The 18,861-nt window shown below is 70.5% G+C and carries 17 protein-coding genes; all 17 read left to right on the plus strand.

Translation table 11 applies throughout. From position 1 onward, the window contains the following. Nucleotides 1–3 precede the first annotated feature (3 nt). The 17 genes from mltG to IFT88_RS10100 all read left to right on the plus strand — a co-directional run bounded on the left by mltG (nucleotide 4) and on the right by IFT88_RS10100 (nucleotide 18,855). Nucleotides 4–1,347, plus strand: a complete 1,344-nt coding sequence (gene mltG, locus IFT88_RS10020; RefSeq protein ID WP_192120407.1) for an endolytic transglycosylase MltG — start codon at nucleotides 4–6, stop codon at nucleotides 1,345–1,347. A gap of 99 nt (nucleotides 1,348–1,446) precedes the next feature. After that, nucleotides 1,447–2,652, plus strand: coding sequence for a chorismate synthase (gene aroC / locus IFT88_RS10025; protein WP_043592743.1), 1,206 nt, complete (start codon nucleotides 1,447–1,449; stop codon nucleotides 2,650–2,652). A 32-nt stretch (nucleotides 2,653–2,684) separates the two neighbouring features. Then, a complete protein-coding gene (locus IFT88_RS10030) occupies nucleotides 2,685–3,164 on the plus strand; it encodes a shikimate kinase (RefSeq protein ID WP_043592877.1) in 480 nt (159 codons plus the stop codon). Continuing rightward, nucleotides 3,161–4,249 carry a 3-dehydroquinate synthase gene (gene aroB / locus IFT88_RS10035; protein ID WP_043592744.1) on the plus strand — a complete coding sequence of 363 codons (1,089 nt, stop codon included), beginning with the start codon at nucleotides 3,161–3,163 and terminating at the stop codon, nucleotides 4,247–4,249. The genes IFT88_RS10030 and aroB overlap by 4 nt, the downstream gene beginning before the upstream one ends. 85 nt (nucleotides 4,250–4,334) lie before the next feature. Then, nucleotides 4,335–4,898 (plus strand): elongation factor P, encoded by a 564-nt coding sequence (gene efp / locus IFT88_RS10040; protein ID WP_043592746.1) that lies wholly within the window; start codon nucleotides 4,335–4,337, stop codon nucleotides 4,896–4,898. Between the two features lie 3 nt (nucleotides 4,899–4,901). Then, entirely contained in the window at nucleotides 4,902–5,312 is a 411-nt protein-coding gene (gene nusB / locus IFT88_RS10045; RefSeq protein ID WP_043592748.1) for a transcription antitermination factor NusB, read from the plus strand. 131 nt (nucleotides 5,313–5,443) lie between these two features. Beyond that, nucleotides 5,444–6,037: a bifunctional pyr operon transcriptional regulator/uracil phosphoribosyltransferase PyrR gene (pyrR, locus tag IFT88_RS10050; RefSeq protein WP_192120409.1), complete on the plus strand. Its 594-nt coding sequence runs from the start codon at nucleotides 5,444–5,446 to the stop codon at nucleotides 6,035–6,037. Next, the gene (locus tag IFT88_RS10055) at nucleotides 6,034–6,990 is read left to right on the plus strand and encodes an aspartate carbamoyltransferase catalytic subunit (RefSeq protein WP_192120411.1); all 957 of its coding nucleotides are present in this window, start codon (nucleotides 6,034–6,036) and stop codon (nucleotides 6,988–6,990) included. The genes pyrR and IFT88_RS10055 overlap by 4 nt, the downstream gene beginning before the upstream one ends. Continuing rightward, complete coding sequence (locus tag IFT88_RS10060; protein WP_056226424.1) at nucleotides 6,987–8,357, plus strand: dihydroorotase; 1,371 nt, start codon at nucleotides 6,987–6,989, stop codon at nucleotides 8,355–8,357. Before IFT88_RS10055 ends, IFT88_RS10060 begins: the two co-directional genes overlap by 4 nt. Beyond that, entirely contained in the window at nucleotides 8,354–8,875 is a 522-nt protein-coding gene (locus IFT88_RS10065; protein ID WP_056226427.1) for a PH-like domain-containing protein, read from the plus strand. The genes IFT88_RS10060 and IFT88_RS10065 overlap by 4 nt, the downstream gene beginning before the upstream one ends. Beyond that, on the plus strand, nucleotides 8,868–10,052 hold the full coding sequence (gene carA, locus IFT88_RS10070) for a glutamine-hydrolyzing carbamoyl-phosphate synthase small subunit (protein WP_043592756.1): 1,185 nt from the start codon (nucleotides 8,868–8,870) through the stop codon (nucleotides 10,050–10,052). The genes IFT88_RS10065 and carA overlap by 8 nt, the downstream gene beginning before the upstream one ends. Next, entirely contained in the window at nucleotides 10,052–13,327 is a 3,276-nt protein-coding gene (gene carB, locus IFT88_RS10075) for a carbamoyl-phosphate synthase large subunit (protein WP_192120418.1), read from the plus strand. Before carA ends, carB begins: the two co-directional genes overlap by 1 nt. Next, nucleotides 13,324–14,178 (plus strand): orotidine-5'-phosphate decarboxylase, encoded by an 855-nt coding sequence (gene pyrF, locus IFT88_RS10080; RefSeq protein ID WP_137846564.1) that lies wholly within the window; start codon nucleotides 13,324–13,326, stop codon nucleotides 14,176–14,178. The genes carB and pyrF overlap by 4 nt, the downstream gene beginning before the upstream one ends. Next, the gene (gene gmk / locus IFT88_RS10085; RefSeq protein WP_043592762.1) at nucleotides 14,166–15,080 is read left to right on the plus strand and encodes a guanylate kinase; all 915 of its coding nucleotides are present in this window, start codon (nucleotides 14,166–14,168) and stop codon (nucleotides 15,078–15,080) included. Before pyrF ends, gmk begins: the two co-directional genes overlap by 13 nt. 77 nt (nucleotides 15,081–15,157) lie before the next feature. After that, nucleotides 15,158–15,424, plus strand: a complete 267-nt coding sequence (rpoZ, locus tag IFT88_RS10090; protein WP_043592764.1) for a DNA-directed RNA polymerase subunit omega — start codon at nucleotides 15,158–15,160, stop codon at nucleotides 15,422–15,424. 126 nt (nucleotides 15,425–15,550) lie between these two features. Continuing rightward, nucleotides 15,551–16,777 carry a methionine adenosyltransferase gene (metK, locus tag IFT88_RS10095; RefSeq protein ID WP_446718831.1) on the plus strand — a complete coding sequence of 409 codons (1,227 nt, stop codon included), beginning with the start codon at nucleotides 15,551–15,553 and terminating at the stop codon, nucleotides 16,775–16,777. A gap of 2 nt (nucleotides 16,778–16,779) precedes the next feature. Next, a complete protein-coding gene (locus IFT88_RS10100; protein ID WP_342212131.1) occupies nucleotides 16,780–18,855 on the plus strand; it encodes a primosomal protein N' family DNA-binding protein in 2,076 nt (691 codons plus the stop codon). The last annotated feature ends 6 nt before the right edge of the window (nucleotides 18,856–18,861 follow it).

Consider the following 18,861-nt stretch of genomic DNA (forward strand, 5'->3'; position numbering starts at 1 on the left):
TTCGTGGCCGACGAACCCGATTGGGACGACATCTTCGCGTCCCAACCCCAGAACGACAGCCCCGCCGACACCTCCGGTCGCCGCCGGCGCGAGTCCGTCGACGGACGACCGGGTGACGGCGACGGGACACCACTCCGCCGCAGCACGCACGTCGACCCCCCTGGGCTGTCCCGCCGAGAACAGCGTGAGCGTGAACGCCAGGCCGAGCCCGTCGTCGTTCCACGCTCGGACGATGACCGGGATCGCTCCCGCGCACGGGCGATCCGCGAACCGCGCGCACGACGGTCCAAGAAGGGCCCGATCATCCTCGCATCGGTCCTCGTGCTCGTCCTGGCCGGAGGCACCGCCGGCGTCGCCGCCGCCTGGGGACAGGTGCAGCCCCTCATCGCCAAGTTCACGGGTGATGACGAACCCGCCGACTACGCCGGCAGCGGCAACGGCACGTCCGTCGAGTTCGCCATCGTTTCCGGGCAGGTCGGCTCCGACATCGCGCAGAACCTCGCGGACGCCGGCATCACGCAGAGCTACGAGTCGGCCTACTCGCTCCTGTTGTCCGACCCGTCGATGACCTTCCAGCCGGGCACGTACACCCTGCAGCAGCAGATGAGCGCGCAGTCGGCCCTCGACGCACTGCAGGACAGCGCCAACCGCATCACCAACAAGGTCGTCATCCCCGAGGGAACGGCTGCGGCGGACGTCTACGAACTCCTCGCCACCGCGACGTCGATCCCGATCGCCGACGTCCAGGCCGCGGCCGCGGACTACACGACGTTCGGCCTGCCCGTGGAGGCCACGAGCCTCGAGGGGTGGCTCTTCCCGGCGACCTACGAACTCGACCCGGGCAAGACGGCCCACGACTACCTGCAGGACATGGTGACGACCATGACCCAACACCTGCAGTCCGCCGGTGCACAACCGGCCGACTACCAGAAGACGATCGTCTTCGCGTCGCTCATCCAGAAAGAGGCCGGACTCGCCGACGACTACCCCAAGGTCGCGCGGGTGTTCCAGAACCGTCTCGACCAGGGCATGCTCCTGCAGTCGGACGCCACGGTCGCCTACGGCACCGGCAACACCCATCGGGTCACCACGACCGACGAAGAGCGGGGCGACGCGAACAACGCGTACAACACCTACGTCCACGAAGGTCTGCCCGTCGGGCCCATCTCGAATCCGGGCGACCTCGCCCTGAACGCGGCACTGAAACCGGCTGACGGCTCGTGGCTGTACTTCGTCACGGTCAACCTCGACACGGGCGAGACGGCCTTCTCGACCACGTACGCCGAGCACCAGGCCGCGGTGAAGCAGTGGCAGGCCTGGATGCGGGAACACCCCGAGTACCAGTGACCGAGCACGAGCCGTCTGCCGAGGACGCGAGCGCGTCCTGAGGGGCCGTCGACCGCCAGACGGTCGGTCGGCCCTTCTCTCTGTGGGAAGATCGACACCATGCTTCGTTGGTTGACCGCTGGAGAATCTCACGGGCCCGAGCTCGTCGCCGTCCTCGAGGGCTTGCCGGCCGGTGTGCCGGTCTCGCTCGACGCGATCCGTGCCGACCTCGCCCGCCGCAAGCTGGGTTACGGTCGCGGCTCCCGCATGAAGTTCGAGCAAGACGAACTGAACATCTCGGGCGGCGTCCGCCACGGCCTGACGATGGGCAGCCCCGTCGCCCTGCGCATCGGCAACACCGAGTGGCCGAAGTGGGTCGAGGTGATGAGCCCCGAGCCCGTCGAGGTGAGCGACGCCTCCAGAGGGCGAAGCGCGCCCCTCACCCGACCCCGCCCCGGCCACGCCGACCTGGTCGGCATGCAGAAGTACGACTTCGACGAGGCGCGGCCGATCCTCGAACGTGCGAGCGCCCGCGAGACGGCGGCCCGCGTCGCCCTCGGGGCCGTCGCCCGGTCCTTCCTCGCCGAGCTCGGCATCGAGCTCGTCAGCCACACGCTGTCCATCGGCCCCGTGCGCGTGCCCGACGGCAGCCCAGTGCCCGTGCCCTCGGACGTCGACCGTCTCGACGACGACCCCCTGCGCTGCTTCGACGAGGGCACCAGCGCCCTCATGGTCGACGAGGTCGAGGCCGCCAAGAAAGACGGTGACACCCTGGGCGGCGTCGTCGAGGTGCTCGCCTACGGCGTGCCGCCGGGGCTGGGGTCGCACGTCCAATGGGACCGTCGTCTCGACTCGCAGTTGGCCGCCGCGTTGATGGGCATCCAAGCGATCAAGGGCGTCGAGGTCGGAGACGGCTTCGAGACCACCCGTAGGCGCGGCTCGGTCGCCCACGACGAGCTCCACCGCACGGGTGGGGTCATCTCGCGCGACACCGATCGCGCCGGAGGCACCGAGGGGGGCATGAGCACGGGCACCGTCCTCCGCGTGCGTGCGGGCATGAAGCCGATCGCCACGGTTCCCCGGGCCCTGGCCACGATCGACGTCACGAGCGGCGAAGAGAGCAAGGCGCACCACCAGCGCTCCGACGTCTGCGCGGTCCCGGCCGCCGGCGTCGTCGCCGAGTCGATGGTGGCCCTCGTCCTCGCGAACTCGATCCTCGAGAAGTTCGGCGGCGACTCCCTCGGCGAGACGGCTCGCAACCTGCGGGGCTACCTCGACGCGATCCCCGAGAACCTGCGGACTCAGCCGGCGTCCGCCGCCGAGTGACGACCACGCGACCGATCGTCCTGGTCGGGCCGATGGGCGCGGGCAAGACGAGCATCGGCAAGAAGCTGTCCCGTCGCCTGGGTGTGCCGTTCGTCGACAGCGACCGTCTGATCGTGCGGCGGCACGGACCCATCGCCGATCTGTTCGACCGCCACGGCGAGGCGCACTTCCGGTCGCTCGAACACGAGGCCGTGGTCGAGGCCCTGGCCGGTGACGGGGTGGTGTCGCTGGGCGGGGGAGCCGTCCTCGACGAACGCACGCGCGCCTCCTTGTCCGGGTTGCCCGTCGTCCTGCTCACGGTGACGGCCGAGGCCGTCGAGTCCCGGCTGGCCGGCAGCGCCCGGCCACTGCTGCAACGAGGGGGCATCGGCGCCTGGCGCGCCATCGCCGCCGAGCGTGATCCCGTCTACCGGGCGCTGGCGTCCGTCGTGTTCGACACGTCCCACCGGCCCGTCTCGACCGTCGTCGACGACATCGAGACCTGGCTCGACTCCGAGAGAGGCACCGCATGACCGACGAGACCGACACCACGACCATCCACGTCGGGGGAGACGCCCCCTACGACGTCCTGATCGGTCGGGGGCTCACCGGCCACCTTCCGGGCGTCCTCCACCCGCAGACCAAGAAGGTGCTGATCGTCCACGCGCCCACGCTGGGCCGCAAGGCGGGCGAGGTGCGCGACTCCCTGGTGGCGGCCGGCTACGAGGCGCTCATCGCCGAGGTGCCCGACGCAGAGGACGCCAAGCGCGTCGAGGTCGCCGCCTTCTGCTGGCAGGTGCTGGGTCAGGCCGACTTCACCCGCACCGACGCCGTCATCGGTCTCGGTGGCGGGGCCATCACCGACCTGGCCGGCTTCGTCGCGGGCACCTGGCTCCGCGGCGTCCCGCTGGTGCAGATGCCGACCAGCGTGCTGGGCCTCGTCGACGCGAGCGTCGGCGGCAAGACCGGCGTCAACACGGCCGAGGGCAAGAACCTCGTCGGCGTCTTCCACCCGCCGGTCGCCGTGCTGGCCGACCTCGACCACCTCGACACGTTGTCGAAGAACGAGATCCTCGCCGGCTTCGCCGAGGTCGTGAAGGTCGGGTTCATCGCCGAACCCGAGATCCTCGACATCGTCGAGGCCGACGTCGACCGGGCGACCGACCCGACGACGCCCGAGTTCCGCCGGGTGGTCGAGCTGGCCGTCGGGCTCAAGGCCCGCGTAGTCGGAGAAGACCTGACCGAGCAGGGTCTCCGCGAGATCCTCAACTACGGTCACACCCTCGGCCACGCCGTCGAGCACGCCGAGCGCTACCAGTGGCGCCACGGGGCCGCGGTCTCGGTGGGCATGGTCTTCGCCGCCGAGCTGGCCCGTCTGACCGGACGCCTGTCGGACGAGGCGGTCGACCGTCACCGGCGCATCCTCGAGTCGCTGACCCTGCCGGTCTCGTACCCCCTGGGCCGTTGGAACACCCTGCTGGCCACGATGCAGCGTGACAAGAAGGCCCGCGCGGGCCTGTTGCGGTTCATCGTCCTCGACGAGATCGGTCGACCGACCGTGCTGCAGGGGCCCGACCAGAGCCTGCTCTTCGCGGCCTACCAAGAGATCGGTTCGTAGCCCTTCGGCCCGTCAGGGCGTCCGCTACACTCGACGATGGCCGATTCCGGCCCACCTCCCACCACCCCGAACGGATCACTCGCGCATGGCGACTACCAACGACATCAAGAACGGTGCCGTCCTCAACCTCGACGGCCAACTCTGGAACGTCATCGAGTTCCAGCACGTCAAGCCGGGCAAGGGTGGAGCGTTCGTCCGCACCAAGATGAAGAACGTCATGTCGGGCAAGGTCGTCGACAAGACGTTCAACGCCGGCACCAAGATCGACTTCGCCAACGTCGACCGTCGCGAGTACACGTACCTCTACGCCGAGGCCGACGGCTACGTGTTCATGGACACGAGCGACTACGACCAGATCAACGTGCCCGCCACGATCGTCGGCGACGCGAAGAACTTCATGCTCGAGAACCAGAACGTCCAGATGGCGTTGCACGACGGCGACCCGCTGTACATCGAGCTGCCCGCCTCGGTCATCCTCGAGGTCACCTACACCGAGCCCGGCCTCCAAGGAGACCGGTCGACCGGCGGCACCAAGCCCGCCACCGTCGAGACCGGCTACGAGATCCAGGTGCCTCTCTTCCTCGAGACCGGCACCAAGGTCAAGGTCGACACGCGCGACGGCGGCTACCTCGGCCGCGTCAACGACTAGTCGGTGAGCGCACGCACCAAGGCGCGCAAGCGCGCCCTCGACGTCCTGTACGTCGCCGACATCCGTCAGATCAGCATGACCGACGCTCTGGTCGCCGAGACCCAGCGGGCCCTCGACCAGCCCGAGCGCGGGTCGAGCTGGGGCTACGCGCGCGACATCGTGCAGGGCGTCATCGACCACCGCGACGAGATCGACGAACTGATCGAGACGTACTCGCAGGGGTGGACCCTCGCGCGCATGCCCACCCTCGACCGCGGCATCATCCGCATCGGCATCTGGGAGCTCCGTCACAACGACGAGATCCCCGACGCCGTCGCGATCAGCGAGGCCGTCGAACTCGCACAAACGCTCAGCACCGATGACTCGGCCTCGTTCGTCAACGGTCTGCTCGGCCGCATCGCGACCGCCGACTGACGGTCGGAGGCTCGACCCGGTCGACCCGCTCGACCGGTCGACTCGTCGGTCGCGCGTCGGACCGATAAGGTGGAGCCACCCACAACGACATCCTTTAAGTTCCGTCCCGAGAGGCGGGGAAGGAGGTCCGATTGAGCACACGTACCGTGCTGAGTCAGGCTGACATCGCGCGTGCCCTCACGCGCATCTCGCACGAGATCCTCGAGTCCAACAAGGGTGCCGACGATCTGGTCGTCCTGGGCATCCCCACGCGTGGAGTCGTCCTCGCCGATCGGCTCGCCGTGACCCTGTCGTCGATCTCGGGCAGCACCGTTCCCGTGGGGTCCGTCGACGTGACGATGTACCGCGACGATCTCCGGCGCCAGCCCACCAGGTCGCCCCGCCCCACCTCGGTGCCCTCCGGCGGCATCGACGGCAAGACCGTCGTCCTCGTCGACGACGTCCTCTACTCGGGCCGCACCATCCGTGCCGCGCTGGACGCCCTGAGCTCGATCGGTCGACCGCGGGCCGTCCGCCTCGCGGTCCTCGTCGATCGGGGCCACCGAGAACTGCCCATCCGCGCCGACTTCGTGGGCAAGAACCTGCCCACCTCGACCGTCGAGCGCATCTTCGTGCGACTGCACGGCGTCGACGACGACGAGCTCGTCGCCATCGACGACGACACGACCGCAGGAGGCGCGGGTTCCGCCTCGGCGCCCGTCACCACCCCGGGTGCGAACCGATGAGGCACCTGCTCAGCACCTCCGACCTCTCGCGCGACGAGTCCATCCGCGTCCTCGACGTCGCGGAGGACATGGCCGACGTGGCCACCCGCGAGGTGCGCAAGCTGCCGACGCTGCGCGGCATCACGGTCGTCAACCTGTTCTACGAGGACAGCACCCGCACGCGCATCTCGTTCGAGGCCGCCGCCAAGCGGCTCAGCGCGGACGTCATCAACTTCGCCGCCAAGGGGTCGAGCGTCTCCAAGGGCGAGTCCCTGAAGGACACGGCCCAGACCCTCGCCGCCATGGGGGCCGACGGCATCGTGATCCGCCACCCGTCGAGCGGCGCCCCTCGTGTGCTGGCCGACAGCGGCTGGGTGGACGCGGGCATCGTCAACGCCGGCGACGGCACCCACGAACACCCCACGCAGGCCTTGCTCGACGCGTTCACGATCCGCCGTCGCGTCCACGGGGCGGCGAGCCGTGGGCGCGACCTCGACGGCGTCGAGGTGATGATCGTGGGCGACATCCTGCACTCGCGGGTGGCCCGCTCCAACGCCTGGTTGCTGCGGACGCTCGGGGCCCACGTCACGGTGGTCGCGCCTCCCACGCTGATCCCGGTCGACGTCAGCCGCTTCGGCGTCGACGTCCACTACGACCTCGACGACGCCCTGGCCGAGGTGAGACCGGACGTCGTCATGATGCTGCGCATCCAACAGGAACGCATGAACGACGCGTTCTTCCCCAATCCACGCGAGTACGCCCGGTCCTGGGGCCTGGGCGCGATGCGGTTCCGGTCGCTGCCCGAGTCGACCCTCGTCATGCACCCCGGCCCGATGAACCGCGGTCTCGAGATCAGCGACGAGGCCGCCGACTCGCCGCGGTCGACCGTCCGCGAGCAGGTCACGAACGGCGTGGCCGTCCGCATGGCCGTGCTCTACCTCACCCTGGCCGGCGACCGAGAGGACGCAACGTGACCACCACCCACCTCATCCGGGGCGCCGAGACCGTCGACGGCAACACGACCGACGTCGTCGTCCGCGACGGTGTCGTCGTCGAGCTCGGCTCCGGGCTGACCTCCGCGGGCGCGACGGTCACCGACGCCGACGGCCTGCTCCTGCTGCCCGGCCTCGTCGATCTGCACACCCACCTGCGCGAGCCCGGGGGCGAGGGCAGCGAGACCGTCCTGACCGGGTCGCGCGCCGCGGCCGCCGGCGGGTACACCGCCGTCAACGCCATGGCGAACTCGTCGCCCGTGGCCGACACCGCGGGGGTCGTCGAGCAGGTGCAGGCGCTGGGGGAGCGCGCCGGCTTCGTGACCGTCCGCCCGATCGGCGCGGTCAGCCAGGGGCTGAAGGGCACCCACCTCTCCGAGATCGGCGCCATGGCCCGATCTCGCGCCGCCGTGCGGGTCTTCTCCGACGACGGGTCCTGCGTCGCCGACCCGTTGCTTATGCGTCGGGCCCTCGAATACATCAAGGGGTTCGGGGGAGTCCTCGCCCAGCACGCCCAAGAGCCCCGGCTGACGGAGGGCGCGCAGATGAACGAGGGTGCCCTGTCGGCCGAACTGGGCCTGGGCGGCTGGCCCGCGGTCGCCGAGGAGGCGATCATCGCCCGCGACGTCTTGCTCGCCGACCACGTCGGCGCCCGACTGCACGTCTGCCACGTGTCGACGGCGGGCAGCGTCGAGGTCATCCGCTGGGCAAAGTCGCGCGGCATCGAGGTCACGGCCGAGGTGACGCCGCACCACCTGCTGCTGACCGAGGACCTCGTGTCGGGTTACGACTCGCGGTACAAGGTCAACCCGCCGCTCCGCCGCTCGGAGGACGTCGACGCGCTGCGTGCCGCCCTGGCCGACGGGACGATCGACATCGTGGCGACCGACCACGCCCCGCACACCTCCGAGGCGAAGTGCTGCGAGTGGGACGCCGCCGCCAACGGCATGGTCGGTCTCGAGTCCGCCCTCTCGGTCGTACACCACACCATGGTCGACACGGGTCTGATCGGCTGGGCCGACGTGGCCAGGGTGATGTCGATCACCCCGGCCGCCATCGGCCAGGTGACCGGGCACGGTCGTCCCCTGGCCGTGGGCGAGCCCGCCGAGCTCACGCTCTACGATCGAGAGGTGACCCGCACGTTCTCGACCGAGCACCTCGCGGGCAAGAGCCGCAACTCGCCCTACCTCGGACGGGTCCTGCCCGGTCAGGTGCGGGCGACCTTCCACCAGGGCTACGCGACCGTGGTCGACGGTCGCGTCGTCGACAGCGACGACGTCGCCCACGCGGCCCGACTCGTCGACAGCGCCGCCGCCCTCGCCGCCTCCGAGGGGGCGTCCGCCCGATGAGCCAGTGGATCATCGCCTCGCTCATCCTCGTCGGCGTCGGGCTGCTGATCGGGCTGATGGCCCGGTCCTGGCGGGCCCGCGGGCGCCGTCAGTCCGACATCCCCGCCCCCGACCTGGCGACCGACGACCTGTCGGACCCGTTCGTGGCGGTCGACGCCCTCTACGTCGCGACGTCACGAGGCGGCGACCCGCTCGACCGCGTCGTGGTCCACGGCCTCGGGTTCCGCGGTCGGGCGATCGTGTCCGTCCACGCCGAGGGCGTGCGCCTCGAGATCGCGGGCGAACCCGCCGTGCTGATCCGCACCTCCTCGTTGCGAGGCGTCGACCGCGCGACCTGGACCATCGACCGTGTCGTCGAGCGCGACGGCCTCGTCCTCGTCGGCTGGCGCCTCGGCGACGTCGACCTCGACACCTACCTGCGCATCACCGACGATCCGAGCCCCGTCGTCGCCGCGATCCGCCCCCTCGTCCCCACGGCCCCCGGGGCCGGCACCACCAAGGAGAAGACCATTGACTGACGCCTCCACCACCGACAGGGCCGTGCTGGTCCTCGCCGACGGCACCCGGTACACGGGTCGCGCCTACGGCGCCGTCGGACGCACCCTCGGCGAGGTCGTCTTCGCGACCGGCATGACCGGCTACCAGGAAACCCTCACCGACCCCTCGTACGCCGGCCAGATCGTGGTCATGACCGCCCCGCACATCGGCAACACGGGAGTGAACGACACCGATCCCGAGTCGCGCCGCATCTGGGTCGCCGGGTACGTCGTCCGAGACGCGAGCCGCGTGGTCTCGAACCACCGCGCACAGGGCAGCCTCGACGACCAGCTCGTCGCCGACGGCATCGTCGGCATCCGCGGCATCGACACCCGCGCCGTCACCCGCCGTCTGCGCGAGGTGGGCTCGATGAAGGGCGGGATCTTCAGCGGGCCCGACGCCGGGCTCGACCCCGACGAGCAGCTCGCCCTGGTCACCGCCGGGGCCGACATGCGCGGCCTCAACCTCTCGAGTCAGGTGTCGACGGTCGAGCCCTACGTGCTGCAGGCCGAGGGCGATCGCATCGGATCCGTCGCCGTCCTCGACCTGGGCGTGAAGACCTCGACGCTGCGCTACCTCGCGCAGCGCGGCTTCGAGGTCCACGTCCTGCCGCAGTCCACCACCCTCGACGAGCTCCGCGCCCTCGCCCCCGACGCCCTCTTCTACTCGAACGGCCCCGGTGACCCGGCGGCGAGCGACTCGCAGGTCGAACTCCTCCAGGGCGCCCTGCGCGACGGTCTGCCGTACTTCGGCATCTGCTTCGGCAACCAGCTGTTCGGCCGGGCCCTGGGCTTCGGCACGTACAAGCTGCCCTTCGGTCACCGCGGCATCAACCAGCCGGTGCTCGACAAGACGACGAACAAGGTCGAGATCACCAGCCAGAACCACGGGTTCGCGGTCGACGCGCCCATCGACGGCGTCCTCGACTCGCCGGCCGGCTTCGGCCGGGTGGAGGTCAGCCACTACAGCCTGAACGACCAGGTCGTCGAAGGCCTCCGCGCCCTCGACATCCCCGCGTTCTCGGTGCAGTACCACCCCGAGGCCGCCGCGGGCCCCCACGACAGCAACCACCTCTTCGACCGCTTCCGCGAGGCGGTCGTCGCCCGCACGAACGGCCAGGCCGTCGACTTCGGCTCCGACATCGAAAGCAGCAACTGATGCCCAAGCGTGACGACATCAACTCCGTCCTCGTGATCGGCTCCGGGCCGATCGTCATCGGCCAGGCGGCCGAGTTCGACTACTCGGGCACCCAGGCCTGCCGCGTGCTGCGCGAAGAGGGGGTGCGCGTCATCCTCGTGAACCCGAACCCTGCCACGATCATGACCGACCCCGACTTCGCCGACGCGACGTACATCGAGCCCATCACGTCCGAGGTGCTCGAGGCCATCATCGTGAAGGAGCGCCCCGACGCGATCCTGCCCACCCTCGGCGGGCAGACGGCCCTCAACGCCGCCATCGCCCTCGACGAAGAAGGCATCCTCGCCAAGCACGGCGTCGAGTTGATCGGCGCCAAGGTCGAGGCCATCCAGAAGGGCGAGGACCGCCAGCTCTTCAAGAAGCTCGTGCTCGAGTCCGGTGCCGACGTCGCCAAGTCGTACATCGCCACGACGGTCGACCAGGCCGTCGAGTACGCCGAAGACCTCGGGTACCCACTGGTCATCCGCCCCTCGTTCACGATGGGCGGGCTCGGGTCGGGCTTCGCCTACACCCGTGACGAACTGGTCCGCATGGTCACCGACGGCCTGCACCAGAGCCCCACCACCGAGGTCCTCCTCGAAGAGAGCATCCTGGGCTGGAAAGAGTACGAACTCGAGATGATGCGCGACACGGCCGACAACACGGTCGTGGTCTGCTCGATCGAGAACGTCGACCCGGTCGGCGTCCACACCGGCGACTCGATCACCGTCGCGCCGGCGCTCACCCTGACCGACCGCGAGTACCAGAACCTGCGCGACATCAGCATCGACATCATCCGTCGCGTCGGTGTCGACACCGGTGGCTGCAACATCCAGTTCGCGGTGGACCCCGCCGACGGTCGCGTCATCGTCATCGAGATGAACCCCCGCGTGTCGCGCTCCAGCGCCCTCGCGTCGAAGGCCACGGGATTCCCGATCGCCAAGATCGCGGCGAAGCTGGCCCTCGGGTACCGTCTCGACGAGATCCCGAACGACATCACCAAGGTGACCCCCGCCTCCTTCGAACCGACGCTCGACTACGTCGTCGTCAAGGTGCCCCGGTTCGCGTTCGAGAAGTTCCCGGCGGCCGACACGACGCTCACCACGACGATGAAGAGCGTGGGCGAGGCCATGGCCCTCGGCCGCAACTTCACCCAGGCGCTGCAGAAGTCGCTCCGGTCCCTCGAGAAGCGCGGGTCGAGCTTCCACTGGCAGGGTGAAACCGGAGAAAAGGAGGCGCTGCTCGCGTTGTCGGCGACGCCGACCGACGGCCGCATCGTCACCGTGCAGCAGGCCCTACGGGCCGGTGCCACCGCCGAGCAGGTCTTCGACGCCACGAAGATCGACCCCTGGTTCATCGACCAGATCGTGTTGATCAACGAGGTCGCCGAGCAGGTCGCCGCGGCGGCCGAGCTCGACGCCGACACCCTCGTGCTCGCCAAGGACCACGGCTTCAGCGACGACCAGATCGGCCAGTTGCGTGGCCTCTCCGAGCAGCAGGTGCGCGATCACCGCCACGCGCTCGACGTCCGTCCCGTCTTCAAGACCGTCGACACCTGCGCGGGGGAGTTCCCCGCCCTGACGCCGTACCACTACTCGAGCTACGACACCGAGACCGAGGTCGTGGCCAGCGACCGCCGCAAGGTGATCATCCTCGGCTCGGGGCCGAACCGCATCGGTCAGGGCGTCGAGTTCGACTACTCGTGCGTCCACGCGAGCTTCGCCCTGAGCGACGCCGGCTTCGAGACGATCATGATCAACTGCAATCCCGAGACGGTCTCGACCGACTACGACACGAGCGACCGGTTGTACTTCGAGCCGCTCACCCTCGAGGACGTGCTCGAGGTCGTCCACGCCGAGAGCGCCAGCGGCGAGCTCGTCGGCGTCGTCGTGCAACTCGGCGGCCAGACCGCCCTCGGCCTGTCCAAGGGGCTCGAAGCGGCCGGCGTGCCCATCCTCGGCACGACACCCGACGCGATCGACTCGGCCGAAGAACGAGGCCTCTTCCAGGGCATCCTCGACGCCGCCGGCCTGCTCGCACCGCGCAACGGCACGGCGACCGACTACGACAGCGCGGTCGCCGTCGCCGAAGAGATCGGCTACCCGGTGCTGGTGCGCCCGTCGTACGTCCTCGGGGGCCGCGGCATGGAGATCGTCTACGACAGCCCGTCGCTCGCCGACTACTTCGAGCGGGTCGCGGACCAGGCAATCATCGGCCCCGAGGCGCCCTTGCTGGTCGACCGGTTCCTGGACGACGCCGTCGAGATCGACGTCGACGCGCTCTACGACGGCACCGAGCTCTACGTCGGCGGCATCATGGAGCACATCGAGGAGGCCGGCATCCACTCCGGCGACTCCAGCTGCACCCTGCCGCCCGTCACGCTCGGGAAGGGCGAGATCGACCGTGTCCGCGACGCGACCCTCGCGATCGCGAAGGGCATCGGCGTGTCCGGTCTGCTGAACGTGCAGTTCGCGATCGCGGCCGGCGTGCTCTACGTCATCGAGGCCAACCCCCGGGCGAGCCGGACGGTGCCCTTCGTCTCGAAGGCACTCGGCATCCCGCTGGCGAAGGCGGCTTCGCTGATCATGGTCGGGCACAGCGTGCGCGATCTCGTCGAGACCGGCCTGCTCCCCGGTCAGGACGGCTCGGACGTCCCCCTCGACTCGCCGATCTCGGTGAAGGAAGCCGTGCTGCCGTTCAAGCGGTTCCGTACGAAAGAGGGGCAGGTCGTCGACAGCGTCCTCAGCCCCGAGATGCGCTCGACCGGAGAGGTGATGGGCATCGACCGCGACTTCCCCCGGGCGTTCGCGAAGAGCCAGACGGCCGCCTACGGCGGGCTCCCGACGTCGGGCACCGTCTTCGTCAGCGTCGCCGACCGCGACAAGCGGGCGATCGTGTTGCCGGTGCTGCGCCTCCAGCAGCTCGGGTTCCGCATCCTGGCGACCGAGGGGACGGCCACCGTCCTCGTGCGCAACGGCATCCACGCCGACACGGTCAACAAGTTCAGCGCCGGGGGCCACTCCGTCGTCGACCTGATCAACGCCGACGAGGTCGACATCGTCATCAACACCCCGAGCGGGTCGAGCGCCCGGGCCGACGGCTACGAGATCCGCGCGGCGACCGTGGCGGCCGACAAGGCGCTCTTCACGACCATCGCGCAGCTCGGAGCCGCCGTCGCCTCGATCGAGGCCGTGCAGAGCGACCTCGAGGTCACGAGCCTCCAAGACTACGGTCTCGCCCGGGCGGCCCGACGGTGAGCTCGTCGTTCGGCGACCGGCTCGCGGCGGCGTTCGCCGCGACCGGTCCGCTCTGCGTCGGCATCGACCCCCACCCCTACCTCCTGGACCAGTGGGGCCTCTCGTCGGACGCCTCGGGCGTGCGCGAGTTCGGCCTGCGCGTCGTCGACGGCCTCGTCGGCTCGGCGTCGATCGTCAAGCCGCAGGTCGCGTTCTTCGAACGCTGGGGCTCCGCGGGGTTCGCGGCCCTCGAGGACGTCCTCGAGGCCGGACGCGAGCGGGGCCTGCTGCAGATCGGTGACGCCAAGCGGGGCGACATCGGCTCGACGATGGACGGCTACGGTGACGCCTGGTTCGACGAGTCGTCGCCGTTGCGGGTCGACGCGCTGACCGTCTCGCCCTATCTCGGCTTCGATTCCCTGACCGGGCTGGTCACCCGCGCGCGGGCCGTCGGCGCCGGCGTGTTCGTGCTGGCCGCGACGTCCAACGTCGAGGCGCTGGCGACGCAGACGGCCATCCGGACCGACGTCCACGGCGCGGAGGGGACCGTCGCGAGCGGTATCGTCGACGACGTGCTCCTTGACAACCAGACGGCGGGCGACGCCCCGTTCGGCAGCGTCGGCCTCGTGCTCGGCGCGACCGTCGACCTCGACGACTACGGCATCGACGCCGCCCGGCTGACGACGACGCCGGTGCTCGCCCCGGGGTTCGGTCACCAGGGTGCGACCTACGCCGACCTTCCGCGACTCTTCGGACCCGCCGCCGGCGCCGTGCTGGTCTCCGCCTCCCGCGCCCTCCTCTCGGCGGGCCCGGCAGGGTTCCCGGACGCGGTCCGCCGAGATGCCGACGAGGTGCGTTCGTGCCTCGTCTGACCCCGCCTCCCGTCGACCGTGCCGCGGCTGCCCGCGCCGCCGTGGCGGCACGGCGAGGCCGCGCCGCCGTCAAGAACGCCGTCGCTTCGCGGACGCGCAGCGCCCTCGACGTCGCCGAGGCCGCCTGGGCCGGCGAACCCACGAGTCCCGAGGGGTCGCTCAGGGTCCGAGAGCTGCTCACCAGCATCCCCGGCATCGGACCGACCCGCGTCGCCCGCATCATGACCGACCTCGGAATCGCCGAGTCGAAACGGGTCGGGGGGCTCGGGGTCAGGCAACGCCGCATCCTCGGCGACTGGCTCGCCGTCCGCGAGGCCAAGGGGCGCCTGCGGTCCCGTCTGGTCGTCCTGGCCGGTCCCACGGCCGTGGGCAAGGGCACCGTCTCGACCTACATCCGCGAGAACTACCCCGACGTGCATCTCAGCGTGTCCGCGACGACACGAGCCCCACGACCCGGCGAGGTCGACGGGGTGCACTACTACTTCGTGGACGACGCCGAGTTCGACCGCATGATCCGCGATCGCGAACTGCTCGAGTACGCCACGGTCCACAATTCCTATCGCTACGGCACGCCTCGCCCCCCGCTGGACGCCGCCTTGAACGAGGGTCGCAGCGTCCTGCTCGAGATCGACCTGCAGGGCGCCCGTCTCGTCCGGGCCGCGATGCCCGAGGCCGTGCTCGTCTTCCTGCTGCCGCCCACCTGGGACGAACTGGTCCGTCGACTCATCGGTCGAGGCACCGAGGACGCCACCGAACAGCAGCGCCGACTCGAGACCGCGAAGGTCGAACTGGCCGCCCAGGACGAGTTCGACGCGCGTGTCGTGAACCACGACGTGGCCGAAGCGGCCCGTGAGGTCGTAGAATTGATGACTGCGCCCGAACCGGGCCGCACCCGCGCGTGACCCGCGCCCCGATCTTGGTGCCCACGCTCGTCCCGAGCGGTGTCGGCACCGACCCCCATCGACACGAGGAGCAACCAATGGCCGACAAGAACCAGGGCATCATCGATCCGCCCATCGACGAGCTGCTGTCGAAGGTCGAGTCGAAGTACGCACTCGTCATCTTCGCCTCCAAGCGCGCCCGTCAGATCAACGACTACTACGCCGACCTGCACGAGGGCAGCCTCTTCGACAACGTCGGCCCCCTCGTCGACAGCTCGATCGACGACAAGCCCCTCTCGGTCGCCATGCACGAGATCAACGAGGACAAGCTCGAGGTGAAGCCGCTCGCGGCTCCTGCCGAGTAGCGCGACGACACGACCGGCCTCTCTGACGGTGGTCGGTCCTATCATCTGACGAGGCCCCCGGGAGTCCATCCCGCGGGGCCTCATCGCGTCCGCACCCCGATCGACACCCAGAGGAACACCGTGAGCCTGACCGACACGACGACCGCTTCCGCCACGACGGCATCGACCTCCCTGCGACTGTTCACGTCCGAATCGGTCACCGAGGGCCACCCCGACAAGATCTGTGACCAGATCTCGGACGGCATCCTCGACGCCCTGCTCGCGGTCGACCCCGCCAGCCGGGTCGCGGTCGAGACCATGGTCACGACGGGGCTCGTGCACGTCGCCGGGGAGGTCACCACCAAGGGCTACGTCGACATCCCGACGATCGTGCGCGACCTCATCGTGGGCATCGGCTACGACTCGTCCGCCGTGAGCTTCGACGGTCGCACCTGCGGCGTCGAGGTCTCGATCGGGTCGCAGTCTCCCGACATCGCCCAGGGCGTCGACACCGCCCTGGAGGCGCGTGGCGGCGACGACGACCTGCTCAACCGTCAGGGTGCGGGCGACCAAGGCATCATGTTCGGCTACGCCACCAACGAGACGCCCCAGTTCATGCCTCTCCCGGTCTGGCTCGCCCACCGGCTGGCCGAGCGTCTCGCGGCCGTGCGCAAGTCGGGCACGCTCGACTACCTCCGGCCCGACGGCAAGACCCAGGTCACGGTCGGTTACGACGGGGTCGTACCGAAGACGGTCGACACCGTCGTCCTGTCGACGCAACACTCACCCGCGGTCTCGAGCGAACAGCTCGAGTCCGACGTCATCGAACACGTCATCCGCCCCGTCCTCGACGAGGCAGGGCTCTCGTCGGCCGACACGCGGTTCATCATCAATCCGACCGGCCGGTTCGAGATCGGGGGCCCACAGGGCGACGCCGGACTCACGGGCCGCAAGATCATCGTCGACACCTACGGCGGCGCGAGCCGTCACGGCGGGGGCGCGTTCTCGGGCAAGGATCCCTCGAAGGTCGACCGCTCCGCCGCGTACGCGATGCGCTGGGTGGCCAAGAACGCCGTCGCCGCCGGCCTCGCCGACCGGCTCGAACTCCAGGTGGCCTACGCGATCGGACGCGCCGCACCCGTCGGTCTCTACGTCGAGACCTTCGGCACGGGGCACGTCGGCGACGACGTCATCACGGCCGCCATCGAGACGGTGTTCGACCTCCGCCCGGCGGCGATCATCCGCGACCTCGACCTTCTCCGGCCCATCTACTCGGCGACGTCGACCTACGGCCACTTCGGTCGCGACCTGCCCGACTTCACCTGGGAGGCGCTCGACCGCGTCGACGCCCTCCGGGCCGCCGCCGGGCTCTGACCGTGGCGGCGGTCGCCGAGGCCCTCGTCGAGGGCGGCCCGCGCGTCGTCCGGGTGATGGTCGAGTCACCGCTGCCGCAGCTCGACCGGTTGTTCGACTACGCCGTGCCCGAGCGGCTGCGCGACCGGGTCGCCCCGGGCATCCGCGTCAAGGTTCCCCTCCGTTCGGCCGGACGCATCGCCGACGGGTTCGTCGTCGAGGTCGCGTCGTCGTCCGAGCACGGCGGTGACCTCTCCGAGATCGAGGATGTCGTGTCCACCGTGTCGGTCCTGGCACCCGAGGTGTGGCGCTTGGCGCGTGCCGTGGCCGACCGGGCCGGCGGATCGGCCAGCGACGTCGTGCGGCTCGCGGTCCCTCCGCGTCAGGTCCGGGTCGAGAAGGCGTACCTGGCGGCCGCTGAGAACCCGTCCTCGCCGCCACCGGAACCCACCGACGCGACTTCGTCACCCGCCGACACCGCGCCTCCATCCGCGGACGCCGCGCCGCCCGTCGGGGATCGCGATCGCACCCCGGTCGTCGTCGGTTACCGGTCGACCGACCTCGCCGGGCTCGTGGCGTCCCGCGGTCGCGCGGCGGTCGACGCCGTGCCGTTGCTGGTCGAGTTGCCCGACGGTGCATGGGTGGGTCATTGGGCGCTGACGGCCGCCCAACTCGCCGCGGTCGCCGTCGCGGCGGGCGACAACGCCGTGGTCGCGGTCCCCGATTACCGCGACGAAGAGCACGTCCTCCAGGCCCTCAGGGCCGTCCTGCCGCCCGACCGCGTCGTGCGGCTCGACTCCCGACAGTCCAACGCCGACCGCTACCGCGCGTTGCTCCGGGCCCGGGGCGACGAGCCCGTGGTCGTCGTCGGCAACCGGTCCGTCCTGCTCGCGCCCTCGGCCAGACTCGGTCTGGTCGTGGTGTTCGACGACGGCGACCCGTCCTTCGGTGAGCCGCTCGCCCCCTACGTGCACGCCCGCGACACCGCCCTGCTCCGGCAGGCGCAGCAGGACACCGCCCTGGTGTTCCTCGGCCACTCCCGCAGCACCGACGTCCAGCGCCTGGTCGAGATCGGCTTCCTGGCCGAGGTGCGTCCCGATCCGCGCTACCAGCCCCGGGTCGTGCCGACCGTGCGTCAGGCCGCCACGGACGGCTTCGCCGCGCAGGCCCGCATCCCCTCCTCGGCGTACGCCGAGGCGCGGGCCGCGGTCGAGCACGGACCGGTGCTGATCCAGGTCGCCTCACCGGGCTACTCGCCTCGCCTGGCCTGCGTCGACTGCGGCGACACGGCGCGCTGCCTGCGCTGCAACGGCCCCCTCCAGCAGCGCGAGCGCGGGGTGACCCCGGCCTGCGCCTGGTGCGGCGCCCTCGCCGTCTCGTGGCACTGCCGCACCTGTGACGGCACCCGCATGCGAGCAGTCGGCACCGGCGCCTCACGGACCGCCGACGAGCTCGGCAAGGCGTTCCCGGGGGTCCGCATCATCGTGTCGGACGGCACCCGGGCCCTGACGCACGTCGACGCCGACCCGGCCATCGTCGTCGCGACCCGCGGGGCCGAGCCGGTCGCCCCGGGTGGCTACCGGGCCGTCCTGCTGCTCGACGGCGAACGCATGCTCGCGCGCGAGAGCCTCCGCGTCGCCGAGGACTGCCTCCGCTGGTGGGCCAACGCCACGGCCCTCGCCGCACGACGCGCCCCTGTGGTGCTGGTCGGGGTGGGCGGGGCGATCGCCTCCGCCCTGGCCACGTGGGAGCTCGCCCGATTCGTCTCCGCCGAGCTCGCCGATCGCCGTGTCCTGCGTTTCCCACCGGCCGTCCGCGTGGCCACCGTGACCGGCACGGTCGACACCGTCGCACGCGCGCTCGACGACCTGCCCGACGAGGTCCGTGCCGAGACCCTCGGTCCGGTGGACGTCGAGTCCGCCGGGGTCCGCGCGATCGTCCGCTTCGACTACTCCCGAGGTCACGACGTGGCCCAGGCCCTCCGCTCCCAGGTCATCCGTGCCGCGACGGACCGACGCAAGGCGCTCGGTCAGAAGCGCACGCGGGCCGTCCCTACACTCAGAGTGCGGTTCGACGACGTCGAGCCGTTCGCCGACTGACCCGCC

The sequence above is a fragment of the Frigoribacterium sp. CFBP 8751 genome (assembly GCF_014841545.1).
Taxonomy (GTDB): Bacteria; Actinomycetota; Actinomycetes; order Actinomycetales; family Microbacteriaceae; genus Frigoribacterium.